The following is a 14,137-nucleotide window of genomic DNA, read 5'->3' as shown; positions in this document are numbered from 1 at the left end:
TTATGAAGACGGACTTAATTTTTATTACGAACCGCCAAGAACGCCAAGAACGCCAAGGAAGAGAAGGGTAATTATTTAGTGCAAGTTTACAGAGAATTGGTATTATGACTTACACAAAAACTCTCTGAAACTCTTATTTCTTTGCGTCCTTTGCAGTTCGTTTATTTATAATTTTGCGTAAGTCCTGGGTATGAGAAAATTTTGTAAGGATTCACTCGGAAGTCCATTCATATTACTTGACTAACGCTTAAAAGGAAGAAGATATGGCAAGAAAAGTGCGTTTATACTTCTATACAAGCCAAATGTGGCAACGCAGATTGCGACTTTTCTTTTTAGCTGTGTTGGGGCTGATTTTTACCTTGAGTTTTTATATCCTTCCGGCTGAATCTAAACTTACTCGTTTTTCAGAACAGTCGATTATAGAAAAAGCTCCAGTACCAACAAACCTTGAACTAATACAACAAGGCAGAACTTTTTACCAAACAGAAAAATTTACTCAGGCAGCAGAAAGCTTGCAGCAAGCTGCACAGATATATGAATCCCAAGGAGATAAGTTGAACCAAGCTTTGGCGTTAAGCTATCTCTCCTTAACACAACAGAAACTAGGACTATGGAACCAAGCAAAGGCAACAATTTCTAGCAGTTTAAAGTTACTCACTCAAGCAAAGCCCAGTACTGAGCAGGCAAAACGCATTTTAGCTCTTGCTCTCAATACTCAAGGTAGTTTGCAATTAGCGTTAGGACAAGCTGAATTGGCCTTAGAATCATGGCAACAAGCGGCTAAAACCTATACTCAAATCGGTGATACAGCAGGTCATATTGGTAGTTTAATTAACCAAGCTACAGCCCTCGAATCTTTGGGATTTTCTACCCGAATGATGAAAATTTGGGAGCAAGTAGAGCAAAATCTGCAAGCACAGCCGAACTCTATACTGAAAGTTTTAGGATTACGTAGTTTAGGCAATACCTTGAGAGTAAGGGGCGAGCTAGAAAAGTCTCAGCAGCTACTTGAGCAAAGTTTAGCAATGGCTCAAAATCTGCGATCGCCTCAAGAGGAAAGCGCTACTTTGTTGAGCTTAGGTAATACTTTATATAGTTTGGGCAACAAAAATCTACAACGTGACACGAACAGTGAGGAAAATCCTCTGCTGATACATTGTAACCACGGTGTGATTTCAGAAAATGCTAAAACATATTATCAAAATGCCGCAGACTTGTACTATAAAAGTGGCAGTAAATCTACGTCAGCGATCGCTAAAATTCAAGCACAACTCAATCGATTAACTGTATTACTATCTCTTGGGCAAAATCTCTCAAATGAAGAGTTAGAATTATTACAATCTAATCTGACAACTCTCACCCCAAGTCGAGCCGTAGTCTATGCTCAGGTAAACTTTGCCCGGAGTTTAGTATGTCTTAATCAAGCAAGTCAAAAGACAAAGACACAGGAAAAGTCCCTCTTCAATCAAGATAAAATTTCTCAGATATTAACAACAGCTGTGCAACAAGCCCAAGACCTGCAAGACCAAAGGTCTGAGTCTTATGCATTAGGTAATTTGGGTCAGCTATATGAACAGACTAAACAAATATCGCTGGCTCGACAATACACCGAACAAGCCTTGAACCTCGCACAGGTAATTGATGCATCAGATATTGCCTTTCAATGGCAATGGCAGTTGGGTCGTCTACTCTTGGCACAGGGAAATTCACAAGCAGCAGTGGCAGCTTATACTGAAGCAGTAACTACTCTCAAGTCTTTACGTACTGACTTGGTGTCCCTCAATCCTGATATTCAGTTTGACTTGCGCGATCGCGTAGAACCAGTATATCGGCAGCTAGTTGCTTTATTGTTACAACCTGAAAAACCAAGTCTGAAAAACTTAAAGCAAGCTCGTGATGTCGTTGAAGCATTACAGTTGGCTGAACTAGACGACTTTTTTCGAGATGCCTGTTCAATTGTTCAGCCAACCCCAATTGACGAGGTGGTTGATAATGCTAATCCTGCTACAGCAGTCATCTACCCAATTATTTTGGCAGACCGTGTGGAGGTGATTGTCAAGTTGCCGCATATAGAGCAACTTCATCACTACAGGACTTACAAACCAAGAAGCGAAGTAGAAACAGTACTAGAACAGTTACAAAAAAAACTCAAACAACGCTATACATTTAGCGATCGCCAGGCGCTTTCTCAACAAGTATACAATTGGTTAATCAAACCTTTAGAGGCAGACTTGGTTCAAAGCCAAATCAAAACCCTAGTGTTTGTGTTAGATGGTTTCTTGCGGAATATTCCGATGGCAGCCCTCTATGATGGCAAGCAATATCTCATAGAAAACTACAGCGTTGCTTTATCTCCTGGTTTGCAACTGCTACAACCCAAATTAAAACCAAAACGATTTGAGGCTTTAATCGGCGGACTAACTCAATCACGCTTCGGTTTTAGTTCTCTACCAAATGTCGCTGATGAATTCAAGGAAATCCAAGCAGTTATTCCCTCTAAGGAATTCATCAATCAAGCCTTTACCAATACAACCATTGAAAAGGAAGTCAGTTCTCTTTCTTACCCTGTGGTACACTTGGCAACTCACGGCAAATTCAGTTCCGAACAGGAAGATACATTTATTCTTACCTGGAATGGCAAGATTAATGTCAAGCAATTACGTGAGGTATTGGAAACCAGAGAGCCAGTGGTTGGACGTGGATCTCAAGTACCTTCTCCAATCGAATTACTCGTTTTAAGTGCCTGCGAAACAGCTACTGGAGATAAACGCGCTGCTTTGGGATTGGCGGGTGTTGCTGTGCGTTCTGGGGCGCGTGCTACCCTTGCTTCTCTATGGAAAGTAGACGATAAATCGACTGCAATCTTGATGAGCGAGTTCTACCGACAGTTGAAAAATAACCCTGCATTGAGCAAATCAGAAGCCCTACGTCGCGCTCAGGAGTCCATTTTCCGTAACTATCAAGAACACCCCTTTTACTGGGCACCTTACGTTTTAGTTGGTAATTGGTTATGAATTGCATAAAGGTAAATGCTTGTACCGTATAGTCTATTGACCTGCAAACTACTGCAATCTCAAGAAGTTATTAAAATCTGAATTAAATAAGGAGAAGTATGATATTTATACTTGTAAATTAAATTACACAACACTGTTACTTAGTAAATAAAAGCAACGAAGATGTTAAACTTTGTAAACTTTGATGGCATCTCAACACTACCAAAGCGTGAGAACAATACTGAAAAATTTTGTACTTATCTCATGCTTAATCATCAAAATGGTCGATTAATACTGCAATGGAAATATCAACCTTATTTAAAACGCAATATAGAGCTGTATGCACAAAGAAATGAAAAAGTTTCCAGTTTATGGAGGCAACAAGATAAAGGAAATGGTCTAGCGCAGTTTTGGCGAACTGTAGCTATTAAAGAATTTCAAACAGTAGCAGATTGGGAGCCAGCAAATAAACGACAACTGGCGTTAGAGCATTTAGCAAGTTATTTTGAAGAAAAATGCTATTGGGCAGTTAAAAATGTATGTAAATATCAAAATCCAGAAGATTGGGAAGAATACCTCTGTTTTGCCAGAGTGATAATTTACAATCCTCTAAAATTAGCAGAAATATTGTCTAAATATAATTCGCAGCAATCTAATATCGAAACGTATGTAACAACCGCCTTAGAAAACAATATTAAAGATGAAATGCGAGTTAAAAAGTTTTCTCGGTGGCGAATGTTATCTAAAAAGAGTGATAAAGAATTAAGAGAAGCATTGCAAGTATCAGGATTGAGCGAACCTAATATTTCTCAGATGATTTTTGCTAAAAAATATTTTAAACAAGTTTATTTATTTAACAGAGTTCAAAATCCTGGCAGAAAAAATGGTCAGAAATGGCCCGATCCAGATAGAGAAGATTTTGAGCAAGCTGCTCAGTGTTATAATGCAGAGAAAGTCTTGTCTTCTGCACCTCATGAGGTATCTGCTTCAACTAATATTACCGCCATGCAGATGCAATCTTGGATGGAAAATTCTATTGCAGCATTACAAGACTATCCAAAATCTATAGTACCTCAATGGTCTCTTGATGCTTTACAAACTAGTAGTGGATATGAAGCACAATATGACATCCAAGAGGAAGCTTTAGAACTAGAATGGCACGACTCAGCAGAAGAACCAGGAGAAAGTCAGCAACTTCTCAACAAGAAAACTAGTTTGTCTTTACGCGAACAACTAGAAGCGATGAAACCTGAATTTCAAAAACTTTTGCTGCTTTACTATGGGTTTGGTCTTAATCAACAACAGTTAGCAGCTAGGTTAGAAATTAATCAAAGTACGATTTCTCGGTATTTGAAAAAATCTACAATTACACTCCTAGAAACTTTAGCAGGAATATCGCAATCTCAACAATGGGTCAAGGAGTATGTGACCAATTGGTTAAAGCAAAATTACACTAATCCCTCACACTCAGATTTGATTCAAGCAGCTTTAGTGTCAGGTATCAAAAAACTATCTTCGGAAGAAAAAGAAATTTTACAACTTTCTTACAGTCAACACCTAAGTGAAATAAAAATTGCCAACCAATTAGGTATTGAGCAAACTGAAGTCAAGGAAAAGCTTTCTCAAACTCAGTATAAGTTACAAGCAAATTTGGTGGAACAGATAAATGCTTGGATAAAAGAGTATTTAGAGAACTGGTTATCAAAGCACTACAAATCTCTAATTAGATTAATTCTCAAAAATAGAAGTCATTCCGGCAAAAAATTAGAAATAGAAGAAACGATTAGCATCGTTTTTGACGTATATTTTCCAAACTGTAAGCAAATAAAAGTAGGTGGAACAAATGTTTAACTTAATGGAATTAGCAAGTAATAACACAAAGCATCTTTGGTTAAAGATTGCAGTAACAGAGCAAAAAAAAGCGTGGCGATATAGCCAGCAACACCACTCTAATCCTATCGCTCGTTACAATTCATATCTCAATCATATTTGCTTGGATCATTTTATAAGTTGGCTTGAAGATTGGCAGCAAGAAGAATCCGGTCCACAACCCTTAATATGGCCTGAAAAAGATATATTTACTATTTTGGAAGTAGTGAATGGTATAGCTATTCAAGTAGGTGAAACACAGCTAGTACTATTACCAACTGAAACCACAGATTTAGAAGAATTGTCTGTACCGCAGGAGTGGGTAGATATCCCCAATTGGGTAGCTGACTATTACTTAGCAGTACAGGTAAATTTGGATGATGAAGATGAGTCTTGGATGGCAGTACGTGGCTTTGCAACTCATCGTCAATTGAAGAACGAAGCCAGATATAATCAAAGCGATCGCACTTATTCTTTAGCAGTTGATGATTTAACAGAAAACTTTACCATTCTGTTGGCAACACTAGGACTGAATTTTAGAGAAGAAGTGCCACCTTTAGCAACTTTATCAGCAGCTGAAGCTCAAGATTTGTTACGAACTTTAGCTAATTCATCTATTTATTCACCGCGTTTACATGCAGATGTATCATTTAGCCAATGGGCAGCACTACTTGCTAATGAACAATGGCGAAAGCAACTCTACAATCAGCGTTTAGGTTTATTGCAAAGTGAGGTTTCACCTGTTGCCGATATTGCACCCAATAAAATACAAGTAAATTTAAGTCAATGGTTTGACAAAGTTTTTGAGATAGGCTGGCAATCCATTGATACGCTAATAAATACGTCACAATTGGGAAATCTAGCATTTGCTACCAGAAGTTTTGATGCTTCTAAAGTATCTGTTATCAATGGAGTTAAACTCATTGATTTGGGAATGCAATTAGGAGAACAAACTGTAGCACTGCTAGTTGCTCTTACTGAAGAAGCAGAGGCAAAAACTAGTGTTTTAGTGCAAGTACATCCTACTGGTAATCAAAAGTATTTACCACCCTATTTAAAGCTAGTACTTTCGAGTTCAGGAGAGACTTTACAAGTAGTTGAATCTAGAAATCAAGATTACTATATTTCACTAAATCGTTTTAAATGTGTGCGTGAAACTAGCTTTAGCATTCAACTGATTCTAGGTGATTTTAGCATTACAGAAGATTTTGTGATTTGATAAGTAAAAAACAGGGGTTAAAACGCATAAAAAAGGTAGCCCCGCAAACGAAGTTTTCTAACTCAATCTAACTGACTAAAATTAGCGCGATTTAAGCCGTGCTACAAGGGCGTGGCTTTGATATTTAATGAATGCGGTCTTCTTCCCTGTTAACTTTAAGAATACTAAAATCCATCTTTTTCGCTAGTCCTCGAATACCTGAAGTAATGTATTCAATCATTTTGCATTGAATATCTTTTTTTAGCATTTAGTTACGAAGACAAAATAAGCTTGAAGAGATGTAGATTTACGCTTTCTTCGTCTATATTCTTTATTCATAACGATAGACCAAATGATACAATATTACTATAAAAAAATCGTGCTTTACTGCATTTATCTGCGTAATTGCTAGCAGTTATGCTTAAGTGTGCTTAAGATAATATTAATTATAAAAATATATTTTTATAAAAGAGAAGAAGTGAAAATTAATAATATACTTATAAAAGTTAATCTATAAAATTAATCCAAAATCAAAAAGCCGAAAGCTAAATTTTGATAATACTTTTTTACAAAGTAATGTAATTTTCATATAATATAGCAACCTCTAGTAATTAACAATGGGTAAGTTAGTTGTTATAAATTTAGATAAAGGTAACTTAAGTGATGGCTTCTCAGTTGTGAATGCCCAATTGTGGGAAACTAATAACTCTCGTCCGATGCAATTTACAGGTAGTTTACCCGCAGCCCCAGAAATTACTGAACTTTATAAACGTTATCAATTAATATATCAAGCACTCCAACAACGATTTCATGGTCGGGCTTTAATTGAAATGGAACCAGTTGGTTTGACTAATATTAGTGAAACTGATTTTACTGAAGTTTGTCAGGAGTTATATCAGCAAATTAATAGTTGGTTGAACTCAAACTCGTTTCACAAAATTGACCAACAATTACGAGCTAGATTGACTTTAGATGAAGAGTTTCAGGTAATTATCGAAACAAGCGATCGCCTGCTTAGACGACTACCCTGGCATCTATGGAACTTTTTTGAAGATTACCAAAAAGCAGAAGTAGCCTTAACTCCTCCAACTTATGAGCGAGTTAAAGTATTACCTAAAAAAAATGGTAAAAAAGTTAAAATATTAGCGATATTGGGTAATAGTACAGGCATTGATATCCAGAAAGACCAAGCTTTACTAAAGAAATTACCCAATGCCTCAACAGTATTTTTGGTAGAGCCTTCACGCCAAGAATTAGATAAGTGGTTATGGGATAAACAAGGCTGGGATATTCTGTTTTTTGCAGGGCATAGTCAAAGTCAAGAAGATATAGGTTTGATACATATTAACCAAACCAGCAGTTTAACCATACCGGAATTAAAAAATGCTTTGAAATATGCGATCGCACAAGGTCTAAAACTTGCTATTTTTAACTCCTGCGATGGTTTAGGATTGGCATCGCAGTTAGCCGATCTGCACATTCCCGAAGTTATTATCATGCGAGAGAATGTGCCGGATTTTGTTGCTCAAGAGTTTCTAAAGAATTTCCTCTCAGCTTTTGCAGGCGGTCAATCTTACTATTTGGCAGCACGTTACGCACGAGAAAGGTTACAAGGTCTAGAAGATGAATTTCCCACTGCTTCTTGGTTGCCAATGATTTACCAGAACCCAGCAGAAGAACCGCTGACATGGAACGGGTTACGCGGGCAAACAGAAGCGATATCTTCACCTTGGTTCAAAAAAAAGAGACTGCAAACAGCATTAGTGGCAAGTATGGCGATCGCAGGCTTGGTATTGCAAGTGCGATCGCTAGGAATCATGCAGCAATGGGAACTGTCGGCTTTCGATTCGATGATGCAGATCAGACCAGATGAAGGCCCAGACCAACGTCTATTAATAGTTAAAATCACAGAAGCAGACATTCAAGCCCAAAAGCAGCGGCAAAAATCCTCGTTATCAGATGAGGTATTGCAACAGCTGATGCAGAAATTGCAATCATACCAACCAAGAGCGATCGGTTTAGATCTCTATCGAGATTTTACAGTAGAACCTCAATATAAAGATTTAGCAACTCGCCTGCACCAAAGCGACAACTTTTTTGCTATTTGTAAACTCAGTGGAGGCAAAACACAAGCACCTGGTATTTCACCCCCGCCAGAAATTTCAGGCGATCGCGTCGGCTTTAGTGATGTTGTGCTTGATAGTGACTTTGTAGTTCGGCGTCAGCTATTAGCCGTAACTCCAGACCCAGAATCCCTGTGTAAAACACGCTACTCCTTAAGCTGGCAACTGGCAAGTCGCTATCTAGCAAAAGAGGGCATTCAATCCCAAATTAACGACGAAGGATATTTGCAACTTGGCAAAGTTGTCTTTAAACCTATAAATATCCCAACAGGTGGTTATCAACAATTTGATGCGCGAGGTCATCAATTGCTGCTCAACTATCGTGCCTCACGCGAGGTTGCTCGACAAGTTACTCTCGCACAAGTTCTCAATAAGCAGTTGAATCCCGACTGGGTGAGAAATCGAATTGTGCTGATTGGTGTTGATGCTGACAGTGTTAAAGATTCTTTCCTAACGCCTTACAGTACAAAAACTATGCCTTACCAACAAGTACCAGGTATAGTAATTCACGCCAATATGGTTAGCCAGATTCTGAGTGCTGTGATGAATCGCCGACCACTGTTATGGGTCTGGCCTGCATGGGGTGAAATTCTCTGGCTGTGCGGCTGGTCATTAGTAGGAGGAATAATCGCTGTGTATCGTTGGTCGCGATCGCAACTAGCAGTAATAATTGGTGTTGCACTGATTACCTTATATGGATGCTGCTTTATTCTCTTGCTATTCGGTGGTTGGGTACCGTTTGTTCCTACTGTTTTTACCTTAATAACTACTGCTTTTGGAATTCGTCTTTTTACCATTTACCAACAAAATACTTAACTAAACTTGATTATGACTAGAATAAATTTTCGATTCCCGCAGATATTAGTGTTTACTCTGGCTTTTATAGTAGTTAATATTACACAACCTGCACAATCTCAACAACCATCTAATAATAACTCGAATAATAGTAAAATCCGCTTTATTCAACCAACTTTAGAAAAAGAACCAGAAAACCGGGGTGCGCCTAGCGATCGCCAAGGAGCAGGAACGCGTGGTGATTGTCCAAATGCGAACATACCTCTAACTGCATTAGTACCCTTGACACCAAGAAATTTGAGTCTAAAGCAACTAAGAACTACAGACACATCCTCATCAAAATTTGCTTTGGGGTTAACAACTGCTGAATATCCTACCTTTTGGTTTTACGTTCCTTACCAAATTAAAGATATTAGTATTGTCAAGTTTGTAGTACTAGATGAAAACAATAATTCCGTCACCAAAGAGCCTCTTTTGATTAACTTGTCGGGAACACCTGGAGTAATTAGCGTTCGCATTCCTACAACAGAGAAGCCACTAGAGATTGGTAAATATTATCATTGGTACTTCTTAGTTGATTGCAAATCGCAAACCTCCTCTGAAGAATCTGAGGATATTGCTGTCGAAGGGTTAGTGCAACGAATAGAACCGAACAGCGATTTAGTCCGTCGCTTAGGGACAGCAACACCACAAGAACGTGTCGCCCTTTATGCTCAAGCAGGCATCTGGCAAGACGCTTTGACACTTTTAAGCGAACTCCGCCTTGCTAAACCAAAAGATACCGTCCTAACCTCTGACTGGCAAGACTTGTTAAAGTCTGTTGGCTTGGAAGATGTTGCCAGGGAAACTATTACACAGTGCTGTACTCGTTAACCACTACATTAAGCGACAGGTCTAATACCAATTTTCTAAGAGGATGTTTGAAAAGTTTTGAGAGGTTAAACTTTATCAGCACTTACGCACAGGTTACGGAAAATCGAACCACAGAGGCGCAGAGTTCACGGAGTAATCAGAATTTGAGAGGTATTTTGCGTAAGTCCTATTTATGCTAATTGCTTAATGGGACTTGTCTGATCTAGGAGCATTCCAGCCAATGAAAGACTATCAACGCACAATGGCATCTTTGTGGATTGGGGTCGCGATCTCCTTCTATGCCTTTATTGCCATTGGGATCGCTGAAGCGGGGTTAGGAGTTCTTCTGCCCTCCATTCTGTCTACCTATAACCTGACTCCAGCAACTGTCACCCTGTTGTTTGTCAGTCAAATTAGCGGTTATATTCTGGCAGCATTCACCAGCAGTCTTGTGAGTAGCCGACTGGGGTTAGCCCGAATGCTGTTGATTGCCTCGGGTGCGCTGACGATGGCACTGATGATTTATGCCACCTCAGCTTCCTGGTTTGTTATGGTTGCCGCCGGAGCAGAGTTGGGATTGGGCGTTGGACTGATTGACGCAGGCATCAACACTTACATTGTGCAAAATTCCCGCAGTGCCAGTTTAATTGGTTTGCTTCATGCTTTCTATGGTATTGGCGCACTCTCAGGACCGACGATAGCTAGTACTTTGTTAGCAGTTGGCATGAATTGGCGACAAATTTATTGGGTGTTAGCTGGGATTGTTAGCCTATTGATTGTAAGTGTGCTGGGCGTAATCATCTTCAACTACACACCAATGAAAGTACGGGTATTGGCATCGAATACAACTGCCTTAGAAAATCTGGGCAGAGCGCTGCAAACTCCGATAGTACTGCTAACTTGGCTACTTTTACTGGTTTATGTTGGCATCGAATCCTGCATCGGCAACTGGGCATACACTGTGCAATCCGTCGCTCGTCACACCCCGACGCTCATTGCTGGTTACAGCCTTAGTGCCTACTGGTTGGGGTTAACATTAGGACGTTTCATCTTAGGTTATTTCTTGCAATCGCTTGGAGCAGTCCGTACAATCAGTATGTCGCTGACTCTTGTGATGATTGGATTGCTTGCTTGGTGGCAACTGCCAGATCAATTTCTTTCACTGTCCAGCAAATACCAACATCTGCATAAATCAACCCAGGTTTTTCCAATAAGGCATACAAACAACATCAAAGAGTCAACACAAAGATAGTCTTGGATTTATTTACAAACATCTTTGCATAACTTTTTAGTAGGTTATAAATATGCTTATTGAAAACAAAATTCCGGGTTTGGCAGGAGAGTACTATCGGTTCAAAGGTAATGAACCTTTACTATTAAATGACCCGCAGACAGTTTGGGTAGTGCGATCGGGTTCCATGTCACTATTTGCCATTGCGGTTAACAATGGTAGCCCAGAAGGAAAGCGGCGTTACCTATTTAATGTCAAATCCGCAGAAGCGATGTTTTCAATAGCACCATTTCAAAGCAAGCAGCTGCAAATTTTCGCAGTATCGCTTGAGGAAACAGAACTGCTCAGAATCTCTCGCAAAGATTTTGAGTTTATGTTCGCAAACAAACAAGACTATGCAGTGAATTTGCTAGAGCGTTGGATATATCAACTAGGTTCAGCTGTTGCTCGCGAACCCGATCGCAACTTCAAGGTTCCAAAGCCGGGAACCCAGTTCTTCTCCTTAGCTAATGGCGAGATATTCCGACCAGAACAAGGTAGCGTATCTTGGGTACGCATCCAACATGGTTATGCCAATTTAATGGGATTTGCCGAACTAATTTTTGACCCTGCGTCTGGTTTGTTACCTTTGAGTGCTGATACGTGGTTGCAGGCGCAGGGCATATTAGAATTAGAAAGTTTTCGTGCCGAAGAGATTCAAGAAGCAGACACTCTAATGGTTAGTCTGGCTCAACTGCAAATGAATTTCCTGCAAATGATTAACTTGCTTTGTGAGCAAGAAATCCAGCAAGAAATCCAGAGGTGTCGGCAAAGAGAACACCTGAAGCGTCAGGTTATGAATGAAACGTTGGAGGAACTGTCATCTGTGGTGCAACAGAGGGAAACAGCCACTTGTTCACAAATGATACATGGCAGTAATTCCTCAGACCAAGCTCTGTTAGTTGCGGCGGGAGCAGTGGGACGTGCTTTAGGCATTGCGATTCGCCCTCCGGCTCAGTCAGAAGACCTCAAACGCCTTAAACACCCAATAGATGCGATCGCCCGTGCTTCACGAATTCGGATGCGTCGCTTGCATCTAATCGGGAACTGGTGGAAAAGTGACTGCGGCCCAATGCTGGGATACACTTTAGAAGACGAGAGTCCAGTGGCTCTGTTACCAGTTAAGAGCGGCGCAAGGGGCAACAGTTATGAGATTTTCGATCCGCTCAAGCAGACTCGCACTCCTGTAGACGAGCAAAGCGCTGCTACGCTCTGCACCACTGCCTATGTATTTTATCGACCTTTGCCCGATAAAGACCTCAAAACCTGGGATATACTTCTATTTGCACTAAGGGGTCATTTTAAGGATCTAATTATCATCCTGTTAAGCGCAATCGCTGTTTCTTTATTAGGAATGGTAACGCCCCAAGCTACTGCTATTCTCATAGATAACGCCGTTCCAGATGCCAACCGGGGACTATTGTTACAAATCGGTTTGGGTCTTTGTGCAACAGCTTTTGGAGGTACAATTTTTCAACTAGCTCAAGGGCTTGCCCTGATGAGACTAGAAACTTTTGCCGACTCATCCACTCAAACTGCGGTGTGGGACAGGCTGTTAAAGCTAAGTGCATCTTTCTTTAATCAGTATTCTATCGGTGACTTAGAATCTAGGGTTTCTAGCATCAGCGAGATCCGCTCTAAACTGAGCGGCACAGTTCTCAAAAGTATTTTCTCTGGCGTATTTGCCTTCTTAAACTTGGGATTGCTAATTTATTACAACAGTTCGCTAACCTTGATCGCTATTGTTGCAGCTGTTGTAAATATTGCCCTGACTTTTTTCTCTGGAATGCTCACCCTCCGCAAGGTTCGTCCCTTATTGGAGCAACAAGGACAAATCTTTGGCGTGATGGTGCAGTTAATCAACGGGGTTGCTAAATTGCGAGTCGCAGGAGCTGAAGAACGCGCTTTTGCTTACTGGGGTAAACAGTATAGCCAGCAAATAAAATTAGTGTTGAGTACCCAAGCTATTGAAGACGTTCTCAACGTCTGCAATAAAGTCTTGCCCATACTCACATCTTGCGTGCTTTTCTGGTTTACTGCCACATTACTACAGAGTCAGCAAACACAGGGAACTCAAGCACTATCCATTGGTACTTTCCTGGCGTTCAACTCTGCTTTTGGTACTTTTATTAGCGGTGCAACCAGCTTGAGTACAACCGTTGTGGATGTTCTGAAAATCGTACCTTTGTGGAAACGTGCCCAGCCAATTTTGCAAGCCGAACCAGAAGTTAATAATAGTAAAACAGATCCTGGCAGGTTATCGGGCAGAGTTGTTGTAGACCATGTAGCTTTTCGTTACCACGATGATAGACCCTTAATCTTAGATAATGTGACTATTCGGGCTGAACCTGGGGAATTTATTGCTCTGGTGGGGACTTCTGGAAGTGGGAAATCAACTTTGTTTCGGTTATTACTGGGATTTGAGGCTCCGGAATCTGGTAGTATTTACTATGATGGACAGGAGTTGACAGGACTGGATATTCATGCCATGCGCCGGCAGATGGGTGTTGTCTTGCAAAATAGCCGATTAATGTCAGCTTCTATCTTTGAAAACATTGCCAGTGGTGCTTTAGTCACAATTGATGAGGCATGGGAAGCCGCCCGGATGGCGGGTTTAGCAGACGATATCCAAGCTATGCCAATGGGTATGCACACTGTTGTCAGTGAAGGAGGTGGTAATATCTCTGGCGGACAACGGCAGAGGCTGTTAATTGCTAGGGCGTTGGTATTGAAACCACGAATTTTACTGTTTGATGAGGCTACTAGTGCCTTAGATAACAAAACCCAGGCTATTGTTAGTGAAAGCCTTGATCGGCTAAAAGTGACGCGCATAGTTATTGCTCACAGACTTAGTACAATCAATAATGCCGACCGTATCTATGTGCTTCAGGATGGTCGGATTGTACAGCAGGGCAGTTTTGAGCGACTAGCCAATCAGCAAGCAATACTGCTCGGTTAAGGGAAAATAGGTGGTGGAGTAAAGAATTATTTGTTCGCGTATTAAATACGAGAACAATAACTGCTAAAAAGGTTGCTT

General features: G+C 40.3%; 7 protein-coding genes. All 7 read left to right on the top strand.

The features are described from left to right. Window positions 1–263 precede the first annotated feature (263 nt). Window positions 264–3,014: a CHAT domain-containing protein gene (locus V7K42_RS13295; protein ID WP_334916840.1), complete on the top strand. Its 2,751-nt coding sequence runs from the start codon at window positions 264–266 to the stop codon at window positions 3,012–3,014. Between the two features lie 162 nt (window positions 3,015–3,176). Further along, window positions 3,177–4,844, top strand: a complete 1,668-nt coding sequence (locus V7K42_RS13290; protein ID WP_334916839.1) for a sigma-70 family RNA polymerase sigma factor — start codon at window positions 3,177–3,179, stop codon at window positions 4,842–4,844. Continuing rightward, a complete protein-coding gene (locus tag V7K42_RS13285) occupies window positions 4,837–6,081 on the top strand; it encodes a DUF1822 family protein (protein WP_334916837.1) in 1,245 nt (414 codons plus the stop codon). The genes V7K42_RS13290 and V7K42_RS13285 overlap by 8 nt, the downstream gene beginning before the upstream one ends. A gap of 596 nt (window positions 6,082–6,677) precedes the next feature. Continuing rightward, the gene (locus V7K42_RS13280; protein WP_334916835.1) at window positions 6,678–8,999 is read left to right on the top strand and encodes a CHASE2 domain-containing protein; all 2,322 of its coding nucleotides are present in this window, start codon (window positions 6,678–6,680) and stop codon (window positions 8,997–8,999) included. Window positions 9,000–9,011: 12 nt separating this feature from the next. Further along, the gene (locus V7K42_RS13275; RefSeq protein WP_334916833.1) at window positions 9,012–9,851 is read left to right on the top strand and encodes a DUF928 domain-containing protein; all 840 of its coding nucleotides are present in this window, start codon (window positions 9,012–9,014) and stop codon (window positions 9,849–9,851) included. A gap of 220 nt (window positions 9,852–10,071) precedes the next feature. After that, window positions 10,072–11,082 carry an MFS transporter gene (locus V7K42_RS13270; RefSeq protein WP_334916831.1) on the top strand — a complete coding sequence of 337 codons (1,011 nt, stop codon included), beginning with the start codon at window positions 10,072–10,074 and terminating at the stop codon, window positions 11,080–11,082. Window positions 11,083–11,134: 52 nt separating this feature from the next. Beyond that, window positions 11,135–14,059, top strand: coding sequence for an NHLP bacteriocin export ABC transporter permease/ATPase subunit (locus tag V7K42_RS13265; protein WP_334916829.1), 2,925 nt, complete (start codon window positions 11,135–11,137; stop codon window positions 14,057–14,059). Window positions 14,060–14,137 lie beyond the last annotated feature (78 nt).

This window comes from Nostoc sp. (genome assembly GCF_036917455.1).
Taxonomy (GTDB): domain Bacteria; phylum Cyanobacteriota; class Cyanobacteriia; order Cyanobacteriales; family Nostocaceae; genus Nostoc.
Note: the sequence above shows the minus strand (reverse complement) of the source record. Positions and strands in the feature narration are given on the sequence as shown.